A 22,348-nucleotide genomic window follows, 5' to 3' on the forward strand; every position below is an offset into this window, starting at 1 on the left:
CAACCACACCGTGCAGTCTTTTCGGGATACAACCATGGTTGCTCTTGCTCCCACACCCAAGATCAAGAACCTCGACAAATTGTTGATGCACTGCCAGCGCCGGCGCTACCCGGCCAAGCACAACATCATTTGCGCAGGCGAACGCTCCGAGACGCTGTTCTTCATTATCAAGGGTTCGGTCACCATCCTGATCGAAGACGAAGACGGCCGTGAGATGATCATCGCGTACCTCAATACCGGCGATTTCTTCGGCGAGCTGGGGCTGTTTGAACAGGCCGGCAAAGAGCAGGAGCGCAGTGCCTGGGTGCGGGCCAAGGTCGAGTGCGAAGTCGCCGAGATCAGCTATACGAAGTTTCGCGAACTGGCCCAGCACGATCCCGACATCCTCTACGCCTTGAGCGGACAGATTGCCCAGCGCCTGCGCGACACCACACGTAAAGTGGGCGACCTGGCTTTCTTTGATGTCACCGGCCGCGTGGCTCGTTGCTTGCTGGAGCTGTGCAAACAGCCCGACGCCATGACTCACCCCGACGGCATGCAGATCAAGGTCACGCGCCAGGAGATCGGACGTATTGTGGGGTGTTCACGGGAAATGGTCGGTCGTGTACTCAAAGACTTGGAAGAGCGCAACCTGGTAAACGTCAAAGGCAAGACAATGGTGGTGTTCGGTACGCGTTAACCTGGCAGGAAACCGGCCAGCATCTGCCGGTACAACGCGTCCAACCGGGTGATCGCATCCGGTGCGGGGAAAGCTTCGTGCAACGCGATATGGCTGTCGGCCCGCACCCGCTGATCGATCCCGCAAGCTTCGTTGAAACGATTGACCGCCGCAATCAACTCATCGCGGTCGTTATCCAGCAACAACGCGCCGTGCACCAAGCCCACCGGGCGGCCAGCGCTTTGCCGCCAGCGCTGGGCAGTGCCGACCATCTTTCGGCCGTTGAGGTTGACGTTGTAGCGACCGTCGCAGAAGGCACCTTCAATTTCACCAACAGAAGCGTCACCACCCAACTCAATCAGCAAGTCGCAGATCGGCTGGCACAAACGCTGATAACCGGTTTCGATGCGCCCTTGATCACCCTCGCTGCGTGGCGGCGCGTAAACCAGCGCGATATTGACCGTGGCGGCCGACTGCGGCACCGGCTCACCGCCGGTTTCGCGCAGCAATACCGGCCAACCCGCAGCAGCCGAAACCTGGCTGGCAGCGTCAAAAGCCGGCAAGCGGCTCAAGCGGCGCGGCATCACCAAAGCCTGGTCATTTGGCTGCCAGAACAGTAGCCCGAACGCCTGTTCACCGGCGCAAACGGCCGCCAGCAAGTCTTGCTCGGCGGCAAGCCCTGCTTCAACTGTCATCGACACCGGCTCGATCATCGAACACCTATTTCTCTGAATAGACACAAAACAAAATGTGGGAGCTGGCTCCCACATTTTTGACCGTGTTTCAAATCAATCGAGGGTGGAACCGCTCACCGCCACGCCACGCTCCGGGAAGAACAGGCGCTGCAATTCCGCCCCCGGGTTCTCGGCGCGCATGAACGTCTCGCCCACCAGGAATGAATACACACCGCTGATTTCCATCAGTTCCACGTCGGCGCGGTTGACGATGCCGCTCTCGGTAATCACCAAGCGGTCACGCGGAATACGCGGCAACAGGTCCAGGGTATTTTCCAGGCTGACTTCAAAGGTGTGCAGATTACGGTTGTTAACCCCCACCAACGGTGTATCGAGGGTTTTCAACGCACGCTCCAGCTCATCGCCGTCGTGCACTTCGACCAGTACGTCCAGGCCGACGCTTTTAGCCACGGCCGCCAGCTCGGCCATCTTCACGTCATCCAGCGCGGAGACGATCAACAACACGCAATCGGCGCCCAAGGCGCGGGCTTCGACGATCTGGTACGGGTCAACCATGAAGTCCTTGCGGATCACCGGCAACTTGCACGCGGCGCGGGCTTGTTGCAGGAACAGGTCGGAACCCTGGAAGAAGTCGATATCGGTCAATACGGACAAGCAGGTTGCGCCGCCCTTCTCATAGCTCTTGGCAATGTCTTCAGGAATGAAAACTTCGCGAATCACGCCCTTGCTGGGCGAAGCTTTTTTGATCTCGGCAATCACGGCAGGCTGCTTTTCCTTCGCCTGCTTGATCAGCGCATCGGCAAAACCACGCGGTGCGTCGGCGCTTTTTGCCAACCCCTCCAGCTCAGCCAGGCTCACACGGGCACGGCGCTCAGCAACTTCTTCAGCCTTGCGCGCGAGGATTTTTTCCAGAACGGTCGGGACACTCATCCTTCATTCTCCATCTTGAATACAGCGGTGAATGCTCCCAGCTCTTCGAGCTTTTCGCGAGCCAGACCGGTGTGCAACGCATCGTGGGCCAAGGCGACACCTTCCTTAAGACTATAGGCGTGGTCCGCCGCGTAAAGTGCCGCGCCAGCATTCAGAACAATCATTTCTGCAGCTTTCTGGCCGTTTTCCGTCTTGCGGCGCCCCAAGGCATCGCGGATCAACTCCAGCGAGGCCGCCGGACTTTCCACCGACAAGCCATGCAAACTTTGGCTTTTCATGCCGAGGTCTTCGGGCTCGACCCAATATTCCCTGACCTGGTCATTCTTCAGCTCCGCCACGAAGGTCGGTGCCGCCAGGCTGAATTCATCCAGACCATCTTTGGAATGCACCACCAGCACATGCTTGCTGCCAAGACGTTGCAACACTTCTGCCAATGGCCGGCACAGCGCCTGACTGAACACACCGACCACCTGATGTTTAACGCCGGCCGGATTCGTAAGCGGGCCGAGCATGTTGAACAGGGTGCGCAGGCCAAGGTCCTTGCGTGGGCCGGCGGCGTGCTTCATGGCGCCATGGTGGGACTGGGCAAACATGAAACCAATGCCCACGCTGTCGATGCAGCGCGCCACTTGCACCGGCGTCAGGTTCAGATAAATCCCGGCCGCCTCCAGCAAGTCGGCGCTGCCGCTTTTGCCCGACACCGCACGGTTACCGTGTTTGGCCACCGTGCAACCGGCAGCCGCCACCACAAAGGAGGAAGCCGTCGACACGTTGAAAATATTCGCACCGTCGCCGCCGGTGCCGACCACATCGACCACACCATCGAGGGTCTTGAGCTCAACCTTGTCGGCCAGCTCACGCATCACTGACACGGCGCCAACGATTTCGTCGATGCTTTCGCTCTTCATGCGCATCGCCATCATGAACGCGCCGATCTGGGCGTCGGTGCATTGGCCGGTCATGATCTCGCGCATCACATCGCTCATTTCAGCGGTGCTCAGGTCCAGATGGCCGACGATACGGCTCAGGGCAGTCTTGATATCCATGGAAAGTCCTTAGCGCGTGCCGCCGCTCTGCTTGAGAAAGTTGGCGAACAGCTCGTAGCCCTGCTCGGTCAGGATTGATTCGGGGTGAAATTGCACCCCTTCGATATTCAGTGTCTTGTGGCGCAGGCCCATGATCTCGTCGACCGAGCCGTCTTCCAGCTGGGTCCAGGCGGTCAGTTCCAGGCACTCGGGCAGGGTTTCACGCTTGACCACCAACGAGTGGTAGCGCGTGACGGTCACTGGCAGGTTGAGGCCGTGGAAGACGCCGAGGTCTTTATGGAACACCGGGCTGGTCTTGCCGTGCATCACTTGGCGCGCACGCACCACGTCACCACCAAACGCCTGGCCGATGGACTGGTGGCCCAGGCACACGCCCAGGATCGGCAATTTACCGGCGAAATACTGAATGGCTTCCAGCGAGATGCCCGCTTCGGTCGGCGTACACGGGCCAGGCGAAACCACGATGCGCTCCGGGTTCAGGGCGGCGATTTCGGCGACTGTCAGTTCGTCGTTGCGCACCACCTTGACCTCGGCACCCAGCTCGCCCAGGTACTGCACAACGTTGTAGGTAAAGGAATCGTAGTTATCAATCATCAGCAACATGTGGGTTCAAACCTCTTGAATTCACTGATTTCGAATGACCGCCTTCCAAGAGAGTGGCCCGCTGCCAGACGCACGTTCCGGTTGCCAGGGTGAGCCGGCAAGGGGCGTCAAACAGAGGGTGAAGAAGGCAAATCGGTACAGGTCCGGCCAAGCCGGCAGAGAAAAATGTCAGGCGCGCCAACGCCAACGGGCGTGTGCCTTGACTACTCGCATCAAGAGTTTGCTGATGATCAACACGGGGAGGGTCTCATTCATACGTTCAGGCACAGTAACGTAGCCTCGCCAGCGGTGCAATATGGAGCAGCGATTCCGGGGGGCACCACCGAGTATTTGTAAGAAAAAACTGTTTTCTTCGAAGAAAACCCTCACTACATTGCTAGTGTTTCGCTTCCGACACAAAAACAACTAAATGGAATTTTGCATGCTCAGACCACCGTTTTTCGCGCCCCTTGCCGGTTGCCTCCTGTCGCTCGCCTGCGCACAGGCATTTGCAGCACCTTCGCCTTACTCAACCATGGTCGTATTCGGCGACAGCCTGGCCGACGCCGGCCAGTTCCCCGACGGCTCGTCCGGCGCCACCTTGCGCTTTACCAACCGCACCGGGCCGACGTTCCAGGGCGACTATGGCCTGGTGTCATCAACTTTGCTGGGTGCCAAGCTGGGCGTGGCGCCCAACGACCTGAATGCATCCACCTCGCCAGTACGTGCTGCCCAAGGTTTACCCGATGGCAATAACTGGGCAGTCGGCGGCTACCGTACCGACAACATCCTGGACTCCATCAACTCGGTCTCCAATGCAGCGATCCCGCCCGGCAATGCCGGTGGTGGCACCGTACTGCGCAGCCGCCAGGGTTATCTGCCGGCCAACGGCGGGCGGGCTGACCCTAACGCGCTGTACTTCCTGTCTGGCGGTGGCAATGACTTCCTGCAAGGCCGCGTCCTCAGCCCAGGCCAGGCCGTTGCCGCCGGCGGGCGCTTGGCCGACAGCGCCCAAGCACTGCAACAGGCCGGCGCGCGGTACATCATGGTGTGGATGCTGCCCGACCTGGGCCTGACGCCCGCCATCAACGGCACGCCCGCGCAAGGCGCCAGCTCGGCCCTGAGCAGCATTTTCAACCAGGCGCTGGTGCAGCGCCTGTCGCAGATCGACGCCCAGGTCATCCCGCTGAACATCCCGTTACTGCTCAATGAAACCTTCGCCGACCCTGCGCGCTTTGGCCTGGCCAGCGGGCAAAACCTCACCGGCACCTGCTTCAGCGGCAACGGCTGCACGGCCAACCCAGTGTATGGCATTGGCGGCACCACCCCGGACCCGACCAAGCTAATCTACAACGACTCGGTACACCCCACCATCGCCGGGCAACAGTTGATCGCCGACTACGCCTACTCGCTGCTCGCCGCGCCGTGGGAAGTGACCTTGCTGCCTGAGATGGCCCAAGGCACCTTGCGCGCCCATCAGGATGAGCTGCGCAACCAGTGGCAAGCCGACAATGGCAACTGGCAGGCCGTCGGCCAATGGCGCGCGATTGTCGCCGGTGGTGGCCAGCATTTGGACTTTGATGATCAACGCAGTTCGGCCAGCGGCGACGGCAGTGGCTACAACGTGAACGTCGGCGGCAGCTATCGTCTCGACGAAAACTGGCGCGTCGGCGTGGCCGCCGGTTTGTATCGCCAGACACTCGAAGCCGGTGCCCGCGATTCGGACTACAAGCTCAACAGCTACATGGGCACCGCGTTTGCGCAATATCAGCAAAACCACTGGTGGGCCGATGCGGCGCTGACCGGCGGCAAGCTGGACTTCGACAGCCTCAAGCGCAAGTTCGCCCTGGGCGTCAGCGAAGGTTCCGAAAAAGGCGACACCGACGGCTGGCTCTGGGCCTTGAGCGGCCGTTTGGGTTATGACATTGCCGGCGCCGGCAGCGATTGGCATTTGTCACCGTTCATCAGCGCCGACTATTCGCGGGTCGAAGTCGATGGCTATTCCGAAAAGGATAACCGCTCCACCGCGCTGACTTTCGATGACCAGCAACGCGACTCCAAGCGCCTGGGCGTGGGCCTGCAAGGCAGCTACCGGATTACGCCGCAAACCCAAGTGTTTGGCGAAGTGGCCCACGAGCATGAGTTCGAAAACGACACCCAGAAGGTAAAGATTTCGCTCAACAGCGTGCCAGGCATCGACTTCAAGCTAGACGGCTACACACCGCGCAGCAATTCGGATCGATTGAGTCTGGGCGTCAGCCACAAGCTGACTCAGGAGCTGGCGCTACGGGCGGCGTATAACGTGAGGAAGGATGACAGTTTTACCCAGCAAGGCGTCAATGTTGGGGTGAGTCTGGATTTCTAAGCGGATCTTAAACGCCCCACAAAACAACTGTGGGAGCTGGCTTGCCTGCGATGCGGGCACCTCGGTGTACAGGTATGCCGAGGTGATGCTATCGCAGGCAAGCCAGCTCCCACATTGTTCAGCGTCTGGCTTCAGTCTTGCGGCGTTTGCTCAGCCAACGCCACCGCCCGGAACATCGCGCGGCGTTTGTTCAGGGTTTCTTCCCATTCCAGGGCCGGCACCGAGTCAGCCACAATCCCGCCACCCGCCTGCACATGCAGCTCGCCGTCCTTGATCACGGCGGTGCGGATCGCAATCGCAGTGTCCATATTGCCGTTCCAGGCAAAATACCCCACGGCGCCGCCATACACACCACGCTTGACCGGCTCCAGTTCGTCGATGATCTCCATCGCGCGAATTTTCGGCGCGCCCGACAAGGTGCCCGCCGGCAGAATCGCCCGCAGCGCGTCCATCGCGGTCAACCCGGCTTTCAGCTCGCCGGTGACGTTGGACACAATGTGCATCACGTTGGAATACCGCTCGATAACCATCTTCTCGGTGAGTTTCACCGAACCGATTTCCGACACCCGCCCAGTGTCGTTGCGGCCCAGGTCGATCAGCATCAAGTGTTCGGCAATTTCCTTGTCGTCACTCAGCAGGTCTTCTTCCAGCGCCAGGTCGGCTTCTTCGGTAGCACCACGCGGGCGCGTGCCGGCAATCGGGCGCACGGTGATCAGGTTGTCTTCGACCCGCACCAGCACTTCCGGCGAGCTACCCACGACGTGGAAGTCGCCGAAGTTGAAGAAGTACATGTACGGCGTCGGGTTGAAGCAACGCAGCGCGCGGTACAGATCGATTGGCGCGGCCTTGAAGTCGATGGACATGCGTTGCGACGGCACCACCTGCATACAGTCACCGGCAAGGATGTATTCCTTGATGGTGTCGACTGCGCGCTCGTAGTCATCCTGGGTAAAGCTTGAACGAAAGATCGGGTCGGCCGCTGGCGGACGGCTGAGGTCCAGGCCACGGCGTGGGGTGATCGGCTGACGCAGTTTCTCCAGCAATGCCTCAAGGCTGGCCTGGCCTTGCTCGAAGGCATCGGCCTGGGATGGGTCGGCGAGGACAATCGCGTGCATCTTGCCGGCGAGGTTGTCGAACACCACCACCGCGTCGGAGACCATCAGCAGAATGTCCGGCACGCCCAGCGGGTCCGGGTTCGGGCATTTACCCAGGCGTTTTTCCACGTAGCGTACGCAGTCGTAGCCGAAATACCCCACCAGGCCACCGTTGAAACGCGGCAGGCCGGGAATGGTCGGCACGTTGTAGCGCGCCTTGAAGGTTTCGACGAAGGCCAGCGGGTCTTCTACGTCATGGCTTTCGATCTCGACGCCATCATGGGTGATGCTCACATGATGGTCATGCACGCGCAGCACGGTGCGGCACGGCAGGCCGATGATCGAGTAACGGCCCCACTTCTCGCCGCCCTGCACCGACTCGAGCAGGTAAGAGTTGGGCTCGTCGGCCAGTTTGAGGTAGATCGACAGCGGCGTATCGAAGTCGGCCAGGGTTTCGCAGGCCAAGGGGATACGGTTATAGCCGGCAGCGGCCAAACGCAGGAATTCTTCGCGGATCATGAGGTGCCTCGTGGCTTGAGGGTCAAACGGTCAGGTGTGCAAACGTGCCGCAGCGCGGCCAGGATCAGTCAGGCGCGCCAACGCCAGCGGGCCAGGGCCTTGATGACTTTCATCCAGAGTTTGCGAGTGACCACCACGATGGAGTTTCCAGAAGGGGTTGATTCGATGTCGGGCAACGTTATCTCAGCGCCCGCTCCCAAGCAACCGGGGATTAGCAGTCGCAGATCATCAATCACCAGCGCCGGCGATTCTTCGGCGATCGGCCGGCCATGGTTATAACCGTAGCTCAGCGCCACACACTGCACGCCAGCGGCTTTGGCGGCCAGCACATCACTGCGCGAATCACCCACAAACAACGATTGCGAGGCCGGGATATTGGCCATTTTCATCACAAAGAACAGCGCCGCCGGGTCAGGCTTTTTCTGCGGCAAGGTGTCGCCGCCGATGATCCAGCGGAAATACCGGCCGATTTTCATCTGGTCCAACAGCGGCGCGACAAAACGCTCCGGCTTGTTGGTGATCAGCGCCATCTCCACGCCTTGCTTGTGCAGCCACTTGAGCGTGTCGCGCACGCCGGGGTAGACCACCGTCAGCTCATGGCTGCTTTCATAGGCGACATTGAAGAGTTCCAGGGCGTGCTCGGCCTCGACCTCATCCACACCTTCAGCATCGATGTGGTTGGCCAAGGCCCGACGCACCAGCATCTGCGCGCCATTGCCGACCCACTCACGCACCGATTCGACGCCCGCCGGCTTGCGCCCCAGCTTGAGCAGCATCTCGTCCACCGCCGCCGCCAGGTCTGGCACCGAATCGATCAACGTACCGTCCAGATCGAACATCACCAGCCGTGGCAGTTTGCCGGGGAACAACTGCTCAAAACCGCTCATGGGCGCGCCAGCGCCAGTTCGGCCCGCATCTTGTCGATGACTTCCTGGTAGTTGGGGGCGTTGAAGATCGCCGAGCCGGCCACAAAGGTGTCAGCGCCAGCCGCGGCGATTTCGCGGATATTGTTGACGTTAACGCCGCCGTCGATTTCCAGGCGGATCTCACGGCCCGACGCATCGATCAGCGCGCGGGCTTCGCGCAGTTTGTTCAGCGTACCGGGAATGAACTTCTGCCCACCGAAGCCTGGGTTGACGCTCATCAACAAGACCATGTCGACCTTGTCCATCACGTACTCCAGCACGCTCAACGGCGTGGCGGGGTTGAACACCAGGCCCGCCTTGCAACCGCCTTCACGGATCAGTTGCAGGGTGCGGTCGACGTGCAGCGTGGCTTCCGGGTGAAAGGTGATGTAGGTAGCGCCGGCCTCGATGAAATCACCGACGATGCGGTCCACCGGGCTGACCATCAGGTGCGCATCGATCGGCGCAGTAATGCCGTACTTGCGCAGTGCCGCGCAGACCATCGGGCCGATAGTCAGGTTGGGCACGTAGTGGTTGTCCATGACATCGAAGTGCACGAAGTCGGCACCGGCGGCCAATACCTTGTCCACTTCTTCACCCAGGCGGGCGAAGTCGGCGGAGAGAATCGATGGAGCGATAACGAAGGGCTGCATGACGCACCTTTTTTGAGCTAAATCACGATGGCGCGCATTGTATACCTCATGCTTTACCCAGCGCACCGTGACCTAACTCAATGGTCAGTAAGCCGCCCGATAGATTTTCTCGATATCCGCCGCACTGAGCTTGCGCGGGTTGTTGCGCATCAAGCGCTCGATACCCGCCGCTTCGGTGGCCATGGCGGGGATTGCGTCTTGTGGCACGCCGAAGCTGCTCAGCCCCGCCGGGATCTCCACGGCGGCACACAGTCGCGTCATCGCCTCGACCGCCTGATCGGCGGCGTCGTTGACGCTGAGCCCGGTGATATTCACGCCCATGGCTTGGGCAATGTCCTGCATGCGCTCCACGCAGGCCAGCTTGTTCCAGTGCATCACATAAGGCAGCAACAGCGCATTGCTCACACCATGGGCGATATTGAATCGCCCGCCCAACGGGTACGCCAAGGCATGCACCGCGCCGACGCCGGCATTGCCGAACGCCATGCCGGCCATCAGGCTGGCGGTGGCCATATCATCACGGGCCTGCAGGTTAGCCGGGTTGGCATAGGCCTTGGGCAGCGCGTTGGCGATCAGCTTGATCGCGCCGATGGCCAGCGCGTCAGTGATCGGCGAGGCATTCAGCGACAGGTAGGACTCGATGGCATGCACCAACGCATCCACGCCACTGGCGGCGGTGACACTGCGCGGGCACGTGAGGGTCATTTGCGGGCTGATCAGCGCCACATCCGGCAATAAGTAATCGCTGACGATGCCCTTTTTCAGCTGTGCGGCCTTGTCGGAGAGGATCGCCACATTGGTCACCTCTGAGCCAGTACCGGCGGTGGTCGGGATCGCGATCAGCGGCGGGCCTTTGCGCGGCACTTGGTCGACGCCGAACAAGTCCGCCAGCGCGCCGTGGTAACCGGCGTAGGCCGCAACACTCTTGGCAATGTCGATGGCACTGCCGCCGCCCACGCCGATCAAGCCGTCATGCCCGCCTTCGCGGTACACACGCATGCAGTCCTCGACAATGGCGATTTCCGGGTCGGGCAGCACGCGGTCAAAAATCTCATAGGTGCGCTCGCCCAGGTGCTCAAGCGCCAGCGCCACGGTGCCGGACTTGACCAGCGCGGCATCGGTGACGATCAGCGGGTTATCCACATCCAGACGCGTGAGCTCGGCGGCCAGTTGTTCAATGGCGCCAGCGCCGGTCAGCAGTTTATGGGCGATCTTGAATGAGGAAGTACTCATGTGCGTGGCCTCTTGTTAATGATGGGCTGGCACAAGAGTAGCTTGGGATTTTCGGTTGCCCAGCATTCACAGACCAAATGGCGCCGCCATCAAGGCCCGGCACACACCGCCGATACGCTGACAAACACCGACCAACCCATTAGGCTGCTGGAATCACTTCTGGCCGGGAACCCACCATGCCCTTTCACTACCGTTCGGCACTGCCAGCTTTGTGCCTGTCGCTGCTATTGACCAGCGCCTTTACTGCCCAGGCCGCCGATACACCCGCGCCCGCCGCCGAAAAACCGGCTGAACGCCAACCGCTGCCCGAGCGCAGCCAGGAAGAAGCCAACGCCCTGGAGCGTCAACTGCCGGCACAGGAACAGCAACAATTGCAGGCCGGCAGCGATTCATTCCTGGCCCTGTGGAAACCGGCCAACAGCGCCGAACCTGAAGGTGTGGTGATTATTGTGCCGGGCGCCGGAGAAAGCGCCGACTGGCCACAAGCAATCGCGCCCTTGCGCCGCAAATTACCCGACGCCGACTGGGGCACCTTGAGCCTGTCGTTGCCGGATGTGAACCTCGACACCCTGCCGCCTCGGGTCATGGAGTCACCTAAAGCCGCGGTCGACACCAGCAGTAAAGACGGCAGTACGGCCGCCAAACCGATCGAACAAGCCGCCAGCGCCGAAGCCGAAGGCACTGACCCGGCGGTGGTGCCGGGCGCCGATGAACAGGACAAGACCGACGCCAAGCGTATCTTCGATCGCATCGACGCCGCCGTTGCCTTTGCCCAAACCCAGGGCGCGCGCAGCGTGGTGCTGCTCGGCCACGGCACCGGCGCCTGGTGGGCCGCGCGCTACCTGAGCGAGAAGCAACCGTCCCAAGTGCAGAAGTTGGTGATGGTGGCCGGCAAGACGCCTGCGGCCAGGCAGCCGGACCTGCAAAAACTGGCGCCGGCGCTGAAAGTGCCGACGGCGGACGTGTACTACCAAGACGGCGCCCTGGAACGCAAAAACGCCCTGGAACGCATGCAGGCCGCCAAGCGGGCGAAGAATGACGGCTATAAACAGGTGTCGCTCAAGACCCTGCCGGGCAACAGTGCGGCTGAGCAAGAGCAGCTGTATCGGCGGGTTCGTGGGTGGTTGAGCCCGCAGGCGGCCGCCAACTAATCCTGGCCTGGTAACCCGATCAACTGTGGGAGCTGGCTTGCCTGCGATAGCGGCATGTCAGCAGCACAGATGTCACTGACGGTCCGCCATCGCAGGCAAGCCAGCTCCCACACTAATTGGGTTGCCACTTCCAAATTGAGGTGGCTATCGAAAGTCGCGCCGCTCACGAATCAACGCATAGGCATTATGTAGCTCGCGGGTGCGCTCGGTGGCCTCACGCACTTGTGCCAGGCTTGCTCCCGTACCGGCGATCTTGTCCGGGTGATGGCGGCTGAGCAGGCGGCGATAGGCGCGTTTGATGGCGGCCGGTTCGCTGGTGGACGTCACCCCCAGAATCCGCAGCGCCTCCTGATACGCCCCGCCTCGATTGGCCAGTGGCTTGCGTTCAGGGGCGTAATCAGACGCCAGCGCCTGTAACTGTTGCGGCGTCCACCCGAGCCACTTGCCCCACAGGTCGATCAGGTCGCGCTCGGCGTCATCGGCCTTGCCGTCCGCCCAGGCCATGCGCCAGCATGCACGCAACACACCTTCCGCCGCATGGGGCTGAGCCTTGAGCACACGCAGGTAATTGCGCACTCTGTCAGAACCGGACTTGCCACGATTGAACGCGGTAATTGCCCGGCGCTGGGCCGGCTCGCTCATGTCCAGCGCGCGCATTTCCTGGCGCGCCTGCTGGATATGCCCATCCACCACCCGGCCATTACTCTTGGCCAGGCGCCCCAACAAAACAAACAGCAATTCGTCGTTGCGCAACGCCGGGCGCCCGCCCAGGCGCTCGCGCAATTGTGCCCAGCTGTGCAACTGCAGACGGCGATCCAGTGCCTGCCCCAGCAATGCGCCCAACATGGCCCCCGGAATACTGGCAATGGCAAAGCCAGCCCCGGCACCGATCAGTGTCCCTGGCCACAACATCTTATTGCCCCGCAGTCAGCAAGGTTTCAACCTGCGCCAGACGCTCCAGCGTACCGACATCAATCCAGCGTCCTGTCATGTGCTCTCCCGTTACCAGACCTTTGGCCATGGCCTCCCGCAACAGCGGCGCCAGTTTGAAGGCACCGGCGCTGCAACCCGCGAACAACTGTGGGTCGAGCACTGAAATGCCACTGAAGGTCAGGTTATCGGCACCGGGCGCGGCATCATGAAGCAGACCTTGGTCCAGGTAGAAATCGCCGCCAGAAGGGTGATGCGCCGGATTATCAACCATCACCAGGTGAGCCAGGCCCGTCAGCGGTTGCTTAAGGCGAGTGAAGTCGTAGTCGGTCCAGATATCACCATTGACCACCAGGAAAGGCTCGTCCCCGAGCAACGGCAGTGCCTGGAAAATACCGCCACCGGTTTCCAGCGGCTCGCCCTCGGGCGAGTACTGAATGCGCAAGCCAAACTGCGCGCCGTCACCCAGGTAGCTTTCAATCTGCTGGCCGAGCCAGGCATGGTTGATCACGATATCGCTGAAGCCGGCCTTGGCCAGCGCTTCAAGGTGATACTCGATCAAACGCTTGCCGCCCGCCTCCACCAGTGGTTTGGGCGTGTGCAAGGTGAGCGGGCGCATCCGCTCACCTTTGCCCGCTGCCAGGATCATCGCCTTCATACGCGTGCCTCGGTCGGTTCACGCAGGCTGGCGAGCAACTCACCCAACTCGTCCAGCTCCGGCCGATCGGCCAGTACGGCTTCTATATAAGCAAAGAAGCGCGGCACGTCGGCCAGGTAGCGCGGCTTGCCGTCGCGGTGGCAGATGCGCGCAAAAATGCCGATGACCTTGAGGTGGCGCTGCACGCCCATCAGGTCACTGGCCCGCAGGAACTCGTCAAAATCAGCCTGCACGGGAATGCCCAAAGCACCTGCACGCTCCCAGTAACCGCGCTGCCACTCGCGCACACGCGCCTTCGGCCAACTGAGGAACGCATCCTTGAACAAGCAGGTGATGTCATAGGTAACCGGGCCATAGACCGCGTCCTGGAAGTCCAGCACGCCGGGGTTCGGCTCGCTGATCATCAGGTTGCGCGGCATATAGTCGCGATGCACCAGCACTTTAGGCTGGGCCAGAGCGCTATCGATCAGGTGATCACTGACGCGCTGCCATAAGGCCAACTGCTGGGTGTCGAATTCGATACCCAAATGTTGGCGCACGTACCATTGCGGAAACAATTCCAGCTCACGACGCAACAAGGCCACGTCATAGCTGGGCAGCGGCGCGTCCATCGGCAATTGCTGAAAAGCCAGCAACGCGTCGATGGCGTCGGCAAACAATTGATCGGCGTTTTGCGCGTCAATTACGTCCAGATAGGTTTTTTGGCCCAGGTCATTCAGCAAAAGAAAGCCGCGGGGCAAATCTTCTGCATAAATTTTTGGCACATTTATTCCCGATTTCGCGAGTAAATCAGCGATATCGACGAAAGGTTTGCAGTTTTCCTGAGGCGGTGGAGCGTCCATGACGACGAACGTGCGACCGCCACCCTCCCAGCGGAAATAACGCCTGAAACTCGCGTCGCTGCTGGCCGCGGTCAATGTGGCCGGAGGTACGACACCCCAGTCCTGAGCGTTGAAAAGGATCGGCAACTGCTCATCCAGCCAAACTTTCAGCTGTTGTAAACGTAGATCTTGCTCGGGCATTACAAGGGTCTCCGACGGCGCTAGCCGTCAAGCGGGTCATGCTTTATTATCACGCATCTTTTTCAGACCATCGAGAGGCGTGCGGCCCAAACCGCGGGCAGATGGCACGCAGGAAGCCCGGACTAATAAGATGGCATTGAAATCCCCCGCGTTTCGTAGAAAATTTCCGTTGCTGGTAACCGGCAGTCTGCTGGCCATGCAACCTTTCGCCACCTCATTCGTGGTCGCCGCGGAACAGTATGACTGCTCAGTCTCTGCTTCGGGTGCCTGGGATTGCGCGCCAAAAACCGCCGCAGCCCCATTACCACCGCGCCCGGTGCACGACGGCGCAGCCGTCAGCGCCGCTGGCAGCACGGCGCAAGCCGATGCTGGCGGCACGGCTGCGGCCGAGCCGAAGACCACCCTGGTCACCGAGTCCAAGGGCCGTGGCCTGCGTTCGCGCAGCGCCGACTACAGCCACCTGGACTGGGTGCCTCGCGATAAGCTGACCGCAGCCCAACTGGCTGAGACCGGCCCGTATTGCTCCGGCGCGTACATCGAGCCGACCCGTCCTGGCATGAACGACAAGACGGACAAAAGCGATTCGCCGACCTTCATCGGTGCCAAGGTGTCTCGTTACGAGCAGGAACAGCAAGTTGCGACCCTGGCCGGTGACGTCGTCATGCGCCAAGGCAGCATGCAGCTGGAGGCTCAGGAAGCCAACCTGTACCAGGCCGAGAACCGTGGCGAGCTGAACGGCGACGTGCGTCTGCGCGACAACGGTGCCCTGATCGTCGGCGACCACGCCGAGGTCCAGCTCGATACCGGCGCGGCCCAGATCGACAATGCCGAGTACGTGCTGCACAAGTCGCGCATTCGCGGTAACGCGCTGTACGCCAAGCGTGCCGAAAACGCGATCATCCGTCTCAAGGACGGTACGTACACCACCTGCGAGCCGGACAGCAACGCCTGGCAGCTCAAGGGCAACAACATCACGTTGAACCCGGCCACCGGTTTCGGTACGGCCACCAACGCGACGTTGCGGATCAAGAACATCCCGATCCTCTACACCCCGTACATCTACTTCCCGATCGACGACCGTCGTCAATCCGGCTTCCTGCCGCCGAGCTTCAGCACCGGCAGCGAAACCGGCTTCACACTGGTCACGCCGTACTACTTCAACCTGGCGCCAAACTACGACGCCACGTTGTACCCGCAATACATGACCAAGCGCGGCATGATGGTGGAAGGCGAATTCCGCTACCTCACCAAGTCCAGCGAAGGTCAGTTCGGCGGCGCGTACCTGAACGACGACAGCGACGAGCGCAAGAATCAAACTGATTACGAAAAAACCCGTTACATGCTCAACTGGCAGCACAAAGGTGGGCTGGATTCGCGTGTATCGACCCAGGTCGACTACACCAACATCAGCGACCCTTACTTCTTCCAGGACCTCAAGACTTATCAGGAAGGCATCCAGCCTCGAGATTTCGTCAACCAGCAGGGCGCCGTCACTTACCGCGGCGACTCCTATCAGGCGCGCCTGAACCTGCAGGCTTACCAGCTCGCGACGATTTCCCAGATTACCCCCTATAACCGGTTGCCGCAGATCACCTTCAACGGGATGCTGCCGTACCATCCAGGTGGTGTGAACTTCACCTATGAAACCGAAGCAGTTCGGTTTGATCGTGATCTGGAAAATGGCAACTTTACCGATGAGAACAATCTGGTTACGCCTCGCCTCGACACGTTTGTTACGGGCCTGACCCGTGCAAACGGTACTCGCCTGAACGTCGCGCCGGCTGTTGACTACCCGATGAACTGGACCTACGGCTTTATTACGCCGAAGCTCAAGTATGTGTACACCAAGTACGATCTTGATTTGGACAGCATTGGTAAGAACGAGATCATCGCGCAACAAGCGGCAGCGACTGCGGCTAATCCCTATGCTGGTGGCGACTTCAAGAGCTCCCAAGACCGCGCAATCCCAATCGCCAGTATCGACAGCGGCCTGTATTTCGACCGCAATACCAACTGGTTCGGCAAGGATTACCGCCAGACTCTCGAGCCGCGTGCCTACTATCTCTATGTGCCTAACAAGGACCAGAGCGATATCCCGGTATTCGACACCAGTGAATACTCGTTCAGCTACTCTTCGCTGTTCCGCGATAACCGGTTCAGCGGCACCGACCGGATTGGCGATGAGAACAAGCTGTCCCTGGGCGTGACCAGCCGCTGGATTGAAGACAACGGTTTCGAGCGTCAGCGCGTTTCCGTCGGCCAGGCGGTGTACTTCAAAGATCGCCAGGTTCAATTGCCGGGTATTCTTGCGTCCGACCGCGCCGATGCACAATCCAACGTTTCGCCTGTCGCCCTTGAATACGAATACCGTTACAACCGCGACTGGCGCGCTACTGCAGACTACAACTGGGACACTGAAAGCCACAGCCCTCGTTCCGGCAGCGCGATGCTTCACTACCAGCCGGAAGACAACCCGAACAAGATCATCAACGTCGGCTATCGCTATCGTAACGACCAAGTGGTCTACAACCAGCTGACCGGTAAATGGCAGTTCGGTGGTGACTACGGGCAACCAGGTGATCCGAACTTCGTGAAGGATTACTACAAAATCCAGCAACACGACTTCTCGATGATGTGGCCGATCATTCCGCAGTGGAACCTGATCACCCGCTGGCAGTATGACTATGCCCGCAACCGTACCCTGGAAGCCTTTGGTGGTTTCGAGTACGACAACTGCTGCTGGAAACTGCGCGTCATCAACCGTTACTGGGTTTCCAACGACGAATACAGCCAGATCGCCCCGCTTAACGAAAAGGGTGACCACGGGCTCTTCTTCCAGATCGTCCTCAAAGGACTCGGCGGCCTGACCGGCGCCAAGGTAGAGAGCTTCCTCGACAAAGGCATTGAAGGTTATCGTGAACGTGAAGACCAAGCTTTCTGATTGCTTGCGCCCGCTAGTGCTGGGCGCGCTGTTCCTGGGGGCCGCATCGGCACACGCTGCGGTTCAACAGCTAGACAAGGTAGTGGCCATCGTCGATAACGACGTGATCATGCAGAGCCAACTCGACCAACGGGTCAAGGAAGTTCAGCAAACCATCGCCAAGCGTGGCGGTGGCGTACCGCCTACCAGCGTACTGGACCCACAGGTACTGGAGCGCCTGATCGTCGAAAACCTGCAGTTGCAGATCGGCGAGCGCTCCGGCATCCGTATTTCGGACGAAGAACTGAACCAGGCCGTCGGCACCATCGCTCAGCGTAACAACATGAGCATTGACCAGTTCAAGGCTGCCCTGGCCCACGATGGCTTGTCCTATGACGACGCCCGTGACCAGATCAAGCGTGAAATGATCATCAGCCGTGTGCGTCAGCGCCGTGTAGCGGAGCGGGTTCAGGTATCTGAACAGGAAGTGAAGAACTTCCTGGCCTCGGACCTGGGCAAGATGCAGCTCTCCGAAGAACTGCACCTGGCCAACATCCTGGTTCCAACCCCGGACAGCGCCAGCTCCGAGCAGCTCAACGCGGCAGCGGCGAAAACCAAGGCTATCTATGATCGCCTGAAAGCCGGTGCTGACTTTGCCCAAACGGCCATTGCCATGTCCGGCAGCGATAACGCCCTGGATGGCGGTGACATGGGCTGGCGTAAAGCTGCGCAACTGCCACCTCCGTTCGACCGCGAGCTGAGCGCCATGAGCGTGGGTGACATCACCGAACCGGCCCGCACGCCGGGCGGCTTCATTATCCTCAAGTTGCTCGGCAAACGCGGCGGCGAGACCTCGCTGAAAGACGAAGTGCATGTTCGTCACATCCTGGTCAAACCAAGCGAAATCCGTACCGAGGCGCAAACCAAGGAACTGGCCCAGAAGATCTATGACCGCATCGAAGGCGGTGAAGACTTCGCCACCCTGGCCAAGAGCTTCTCGGAAGACCCGGGTTCGGCCCTCAACGGCGGCGACCTCAACTGGATTGATCCGAAAGGTCTGGTGCCAGAGTTCCAGGATGTGATGGCCAAAACTCCGCAAGGCGTTCTGTCCAAGCCGTTCCGCACTCAATATGGCTGGCATGTCCTGGAAGTCCTTGGCCGTCGCGCCACCGACAACACCACCCAGGCTCGCGAGCAACAAGCCCTCACCGTACTGCGTAACCGCAAGTACGACGAAGAGCTGCAAACCTGGTTGCGTCAGATCCGTGACGAAGCCTACGTAGAGAACAAGCTGCCAGGCGCCGAGCAAACAGGCACCGACCAGGCAGCACAGTGAAACCCCAGCGTTTCGCGGTAACACCCGGCGAGCCGGCCGGCATTGGTCCAGACCTGTGCCTGCTGCTCGCCTCGCACCCTCAGCCACACCCCCTGATTGCCATTACCAGCCGCGACCTGCTCCTTGAGCGAGCCGCGCAGCTGGGTGTGGCTGTCACTTTGCTGGACGTGGCGCCAGGCAACTGGCCCGACTTGCCCGCACCCGCTGGCAGCCTGTATGTGTGGCACACCCCGCTCGCGGCCAAGGTGGTTGCCGGGCAACTGGACAAGGCCAATGCGGCGTTTGTGCTGGAAACCCTGACACGCGCCGGCCAAGGCTGCATCGACGGCGACTTCGCCGGCATGATCACCGCTCCGGTGCACAAGGGCGTGATCAACGAATCCGGCATTGCCTTTTCCGGCCATACCGAATTCCTCGCCGAGCTGACCCATACCGAACAAGTGGTGATGATGCTGGCCACTCGCGGCCTGCGGGTAGCGCTGGTGACCACGCACCTGCCGTTGCGTGATATCGCCGACGCCATCACTGCCGAGCGTGTAGAGCGCGTCACACGTATCCTGCACGCAGACCTGCAACACAAATTCGGCATTGCCCAACCGCGCATCCTGGTCTGTGGGCTCAACCCGCACGCCGGTGAAGGCGGCCATTTGGGCCATGAAGAAATCGACATCATTGAACCGACATTAGAGCGCCTGCGCCAAGAAGGCATGGACCTGCGTGGCCCATTGCCTGCAGACACTCTGTTTACCCCCAAATATCTGGAGCACTGCGACGCAGTGCTGGCGATGTACCACGACCAGGGGCTGCCCGTGCTGAAGTACAAAGGCTTCGGCGCCGCAGTCAACGTGACACTGGGCCTGCCGATCATCCGCACCTCCGTCGACCATGGCACTGCCCTGGACCTGGCGGGCAGCGGCAAGATCGATACCGGCAGCCTGCACGTGGCCCTGGAAACCGCCTATCAGATGGCCGAGACCCGTATATGACTGAGCATTACCAACACCGGGCGCGCAAGCGCTTCGGGCAAAACTTCCTGCACGACGCTGGCGTGATCGACCGTATCCTGCGCTCCATCCATGCCAAGCCCGAAGACCGCCTGCTGGAAATCGGCCCGGGCCAGGGCGCATTGACCCAGGGCCTGCTTAACAGTGGCGGCCAGTTGGACGTGGTTGAACTGGACAAGGACCTGATCCCGATCCTCAACCAGCAATTCGCCGGCATGCCCAACTTCAACCTGCACCAGGGCGACGCTCTGAAGTTCGACTTCAACAGCCTCAACGCCGCGCCCAACAGCCTGCGGGTGGTCGGCAACCTGCCGTACAACATTTCTACGCCGCTGATTTTTCACCTGCTCAACAATGCCGGGATCATCCGCGACATGCACTTCATGCTGCAAAAAGAAGTGGTTGAGCGTTTGGCCGCAGGCCCAGGCGGTGGTGATTGGGGCCGCCTGTCGATCATGGTTCAGTACCATTGCCGCGTAGAGCACCTGTTCAACGTCGGCCCTGGCGCCTTCAACCCGCCGCCGAAGGTCGACTCGGCCATCGTGCGCCTGGTGCCGCACGCGGTGCTGCCGCACCCGGCCAAGGACCACAAGTTGCTGGAGCGAGTGGTACGTGAAGCGTTCAACCAGCGCCGCAAGACCCTGCGCAACACGCTCAAGGCACTGCTGAGCAACGCCGAGATCGAAGCTGCCGGTGTCGACGGTGGCCTGCGCCCTGAGCAACTGGACCTGGCCGCGTTTGTGCGCCTGGCTGATCAGCTTGCGATCCAGCCTGCACCGACCGTGGAATAAGCTGCAACTCGAGACCCATGTGGGAGCGGGCTTGCCCGCGATGGCGGTGCATCAGTTACACATTCAGTGACTGACACACTGCCTTCGCGAGCAAGCCCGCTCCCACAATTGCTGCGCGTTATACCGATAACGCTTGCCGGCCGCCCGACACATGTCTGGCCTAGTGCCCCGCTCATGGCCTAGACTGATCCGCATCTGCTGTCCTCCGCTTTTGCTCTTAAGGCCTCTTGCATGTCCGATCCTCGCTACCAGATCGACGTCAGCGTCGTCACCCGCTTCCTCGCGGACCAATCACACCCCGAAGACAACCGTTTCGCCTTTGCCTACACCATCACGGTGAAGAACAACGGGCAAGTGCCGGCCACGCTGCTGTCGCGCCACTGGGTGATCACCGACGGTGACGGCCAGGTCGAGGAAGTGCGCGGTGCCGGCGTGGTTGGCCAGCAGCCGTTGATCGACATCGGCGCCAGCCACACCTACAGCAGCGGCACGGTGATGACCTCCAAAGTCGGCACCATGCAGGGCTCGTATCAGATGAAAGCCACCGACGGAAAACTGTTCGACGCCATCATCGCGCCGTTTCGCCTGGCAGTGCCCGGGGCCCTGCACTGATGACGACGTACGCGGTCGGTGACCTGCAAGGCTGCCTGGAACCCCTAAAGTGCCTGCTGGAGCGCGTAGCCTTCAACCCGGCGAGTGACTGCCTGTGGCTGGTCGGTGACCTGGTCAATCGCGGCCCCGAGTCCCTGCAGACCCTGCGCTTTCTTTATAAGATGCGTGACTCGTTGGTGTGCGTGCTGGGCAACCATGACCTGCACCTGCTGGCGGCCGGCAATAACATCGAGCGCCTGAAAAAGGGCGACACCCTGCGCGAGATTCTTGAAGCTCCGGACCGTACCGAGCTCCTGGACTGGCTGCGCCGCCAAAAGCTCATGCATTACGACGAAGACCGCAACATGGCCTTGGTGCACGCCGGCATCCCGCCCCAATGGACGCTGAAAAAAGCCCTCAAGTGCGCCGCCGAAGTCGAAAGCGCCCTGGCCGATGACAACCTCTACACGGCTTATCTGGATGGCATGTACGGCAACGAGCCGGTCAAGTGGGACAACGACCTCACCGGCGTGGCCCGCCTGCGGGTGATCACCAACTACTTCACACGCATGCGCTTCTGTACCGCCGAAGGCAAGTTGGACCTCAAGAGCAAGGAAGGCGCCGACGCCGCGCTGCCGGGCTACAAAGCCTGGTTCGCGCATAAAGAACGCAAGACCCGCGACACCAAGATCGTCTTCGGCCACTGGGCCGCCCTTGAAGGCCAGTGCAACGAACCCGGCGTATTCGCCCTCGACACCGGCTGTGTGTGGGGTGGCAGCATGACCTTGATGAACATCGACACCGGCGAGCGGCTGAGCTGCCAGTGCGAACCTCCCCCTTCTGTAATACTGTCGGGCGCCAAGCCCTAGGAGCCCGCCATGAGCGAATTCAAACGCATCCCTCCCCAACAAGCCCAGGTCCTGCGCGAGCAAGGCGCCGTTGTGGTCGACATCCGCGACCAGCCGACCTATGCAGCAGGCCACATCAGCGGCGCGCAGCATCTGGACAACCACAACATCCAAGACTTCATCCGCGCGGCCGACCTCGACGCGCCGGTGATCGTAGCCTGCTACCACGGCAACTCCAGCCAGAGCGCAGCGGCCTATCTGATCAGCCAGGGCTTCTCCGACGTCTATAGCCTGGACGGTGGCTTCGAGCTGTGGCGTACGACCTATCCTGCAGAAATCGCCTCCGACAATTCGCAATAATTTTTTTCACACCCCGCCACCCCGCGTGACGCTTGGGCTTGCGCCGTTTCTGACGAA

Annotated in this window: 21 protein-coding genes; 10 read left to right on the plus strand and 11 right to left on the minus strand. The window is 60.8% G+C overall.

The window, feature by feature from the left end:
- Positions 1-34 precede the first annotated feature (34 nt).
- On the plus strand, positions 35-679 hold the full coding sequence (crp, locus tag P5706_RS29895) for a cAMP-activated global transcriptional regulator CRP (protein WP_200430305.1): 645 nt from the start codon (positions 35-37) through the stop codon (positions 677-679).
- Here crp and P5706_RS29900 read toward each other — a convergent pair.
- The 4 genes from P5706_RS29900 to P5706_RS29915 form a co-directional block, all read right to left on the minus strand.
- Positions 676-1,371, minus strand: a complete 696-nt coding sequence (locus P5706_RS29900) for a lipoate--protein ligase family protein (RefSeq protein WP_285683848.1) — start codon at positions 1,369-1,371, stop codon at positions 676-678. The two genes, crp and P5706_RS29900, sit on opposite strands and share 4 nt — an antisense overlap.
- 75 nt (positions 1,372-1,446) lie before the next feature.
- Positions 1,447-2,283, minus strand: coding sequence for an indole-3-glycerol phosphate synthase TrpC (gene trpC / locus P5706_RS29905; protein ID WP_138813618.1), 837 nt, complete (start codon positions 2,281-2,283; stop codon positions 1,447-1,449).
- Complete coding sequence (gene trpD / locus P5706_RS29910) at positions 2,280-3,329, minus strand: anthranilate phosphoribosyltransferase (RefSeq protein WP_285683852.1); 1,050 nt, start codon at positions 3,327-3,329, stop codon at positions 2,280-2,282. The genes trpC and trpD overlap by 4 nt, the downstream gene beginning before the upstream one ends.
- Before the next feature lie 9 nt (positions 3,330-3,338).
- Positions 3,339-3,932: an aminodeoxychorismate/anthranilate synthase component II gene (locus P5706_RS29915; protein ID WP_053258301.1), complete on the minus strand. Its 594-nt coding sequence runs from the start codon at positions 3,930-3,932 to the stop codon at positions 3,339-3,341.
- A gap of 421 nt (positions 3,933-4,353) precedes the next feature.
- On the opposite strand from P5706_RS29915, the gene estP reads away from it, so the two are divergent.
- Complete coding sequence (estP, locus tag P5706_RS29920; protein WP_285683856.1) at positions 4,354-6,276, plus strand: esterase EstP; 1,923 nt, start codon at positions 4,354-4,356, stop codon at positions 6,274-6,276.
- Positions 6,277-6,407: 131 nt separating this feature from the next.
- On the opposite strand, the gene trpE is transcribed toward estP, so the two are convergent.
- The 4 genes from trpE to P5706_RS29940 form a co-directional block, all read right to left on the minus strand.
- Entirely contained in the window at positions 6,408-7,889 is a 1,482-nt protein-coding gene (gene trpE / locus P5706_RS29925) for an anthranilate synthase component I (protein ID WP_285683882.1), read from the minus strand.
- Positions 7,890-7,957: 68 nt separating this feature from the next.
- Positions 7,958-8,776 carry a phosphoglycolate phosphatase gene (locus P5706_RS29930; protein ID WP_200430309.1) on the minus strand — a complete coding sequence of 273 codons (819 nt, stop codon included), beginning with the start codon at positions 8,774-8,776 and terminating at the stop codon, positions 7,958-7,960.
- Positions 8,773-9,447, minus strand: a complete 675-nt coding sequence (rpe, locus tag P5706_RS29935; protein ID WP_200430310.1) for a ribulose-phosphate 3-epimerase — start codon at positions 9,445-9,447, stop codon at positions 8,773-8,775. The genes P5706_RS29930 and rpe overlap by 4 nt, the downstream gene beginning before the upstream one ends.
- 84 nt (positions 9,448-9,531) lie before the next feature.
- Complete coding sequence (locus tag P5706_RS29940) at positions 9,532-10,680, minus strand: iron-containing alcohol dehydrogenase (RefSeq protein ID WP_200430311.1); 1,149 nt, start codon at positions 10,678-10,680, stop codon at positions 9,532-9,534.
- A gap of 176 nt (positions 10,681-10,856) precedes the next feature.
- Here P5706_RS29940 and P5706_RS29945 point away from each other — a divergent pair, with 176 nt between their 5' ends.
- Positions 10,857-11,831 (plus strand): alpha/beta hydrolase family protein, encoded by a 975-nt coding sequence (locus P5706_RS29945; protein ID WP_285683886.1) that lies wholly within the window; start codon positions 10,857-10,859, stop codon positions 11,829-11,831.
- A gap of 144 nt (positions 11,832-11,975) precedes the next feature.
- Here P5706_RS29945 and P5706_RS29950 read toward each other — a convergent pair whose 3' ends face one another.
- Genes P5706_RS29950 through P5706_RS29960 form a run of 3 tightly spaced genes read right to left on the minus strand, consistent with a single transcriptional unit; the run spans position 11,976 to position 14,441 of the window.
- A complete protein-coding gene (locus P5706_RS29950) occupies positions 11,976-12,743 on the minus strand; it encodes a TerB family tellurite resistance protein (RefSeq protein ID WP_285683888.1) in 768 nt (255 codons plus the stop codon).
- Between the two features lies 1 nt (position 12,744).
- Positions 12,745-13,419, minus strand: a complete 675-nt coding sequence (gene murU / locus P5706_RS29955; protein ID WP_285683890.1) for an N-acetylmuramate alpha-1-phosphate uridylyltransferase MurU — start codon at positions 13,417-13,419, stop codon at positions 12,745-12,747.
- Entirely contained in the window at positions 13,416-14,441 is a 1,026-nt protein-coding gene (locus P5706_RS29960; RefSeq protein WP_285683893.1) for an aminoglycoside phosphotransferase family protein, read from the minus strand. Before P5706_RS29960 ends, murU begins: the two co-directional genes overlap by 4 nt.
- Before the next feature lie 130 nt (positions 14,442-14,571).
- Between P5706_RS29960 and P5706_RS29965 the strand changes: the two genes are divergently transcribed.
- The 7 genes from P5706_RS29965 (at position 14,572) to glpE (ending at position 22,291) form a co-directional block, all read left to right on the plus strand.
- Entirely contained in the window at positions 14,572-17,382 is a 2,811-nt protein-coding gene (locus P5706_RS29965; protein WP_285683895.1) for an LPS-assembly protein LptD, read from the plus strand.
- The gene (locus tag P5706_RS29970; RefSeq protein ID WP_285683896.1) at positions 17,357-18,697 is read left to right on the plus strand and encodes a peptidylprolyl isomerase; all 1,341 of its coding nucleotides are present in this window, start codon (positions 17,357-17,359) and stop codon (positions 18,695-18,697) included. Before P5706_RS29965 ends, P5706_RS29970 begins: the two co-directional genes overlap by 26 nt.
- Entirely contained in the window at positions 18,694-19,683 is a 990-nt protein-coding gene (gene pdxA / locus P5706_RS29975) for a 4-hydroxythreonine-4-phosphate dehydrogenase PdxA (protein WP_200430318.1), read from the plus strand. Before P5706_RS29970 ends, pdxA begins: the two co-directional genes overlap by 4 nt.
- Positions 19,680-20,492, plus strand: coding sequence for a 16S rRNA (adenine(1518)-N(6)/adenine(1519)-N(6))-dimethyltransferase RsmA (rsmA, locus tag P5706_RS29980; RefSeq protein WP_056857851.1), 813 nt, complete (start codon positions 19,680-19,682; stop codon positions 20,490-20,492). The genes pdxA and rsmA overlap by 4 nt, the downstream gene beginning before the upstream one ends.
- A gap of 231 nt (positions 20,493-20,723) precedes the next feature.
- A complete protein-coding gene (gene apaG / locus P5706_RS29985) occupies positions 20,724-21,104 on the plus strand; it encodes a Co2+/Mg2+ efflux facilitator ApaG/CorD (RefSeq protein ID WP_200430319.1) in 381 nt (126 codons plus the stop codon).
- Positions 21,104-21,952, plus strand: coding sequence for a symmetrical bis(5'-nucleosyl)-tetraphosphatase (locus P5706_RS29990; protein WP_285683901.1), 849 nt, complete (start codon positions 21,104-21,106; stop codon positions 21,950-21,952). Before apaG ends, P5706_RS29990 begins: the two co-directional genes overlap by 1 nt.
- A gap of 9 nt (positions 21,953-21,961) precedes the next feature.
- The gene (glpE, locus tag P5706_RS29995) at positions 21,962-22,291 is read left to right on the plus strand and encodes a thiosulfate sulfurtransferase GlpE (protein ID WP_285683903.1); all 330 of its coding nucleotides are present in this window, start codon (positions 21,962-21,964) and stop codon (positions 22,289-22,291) included.
- Positions 22,292-22,348 lie beyond the last annotated feature (57 nt).

Source organism: Pseudomonas sp. ChxA, from assembly GCF_030263855.1.
GTDB classification, from domain to species: Bacteria; Pseudomonadota; Gammaproteobacteria; order Pseudomonadales; family Pseudomonadaceae; genus Aquipseudomonas; species Aquipseudomonas fluorescens_CB.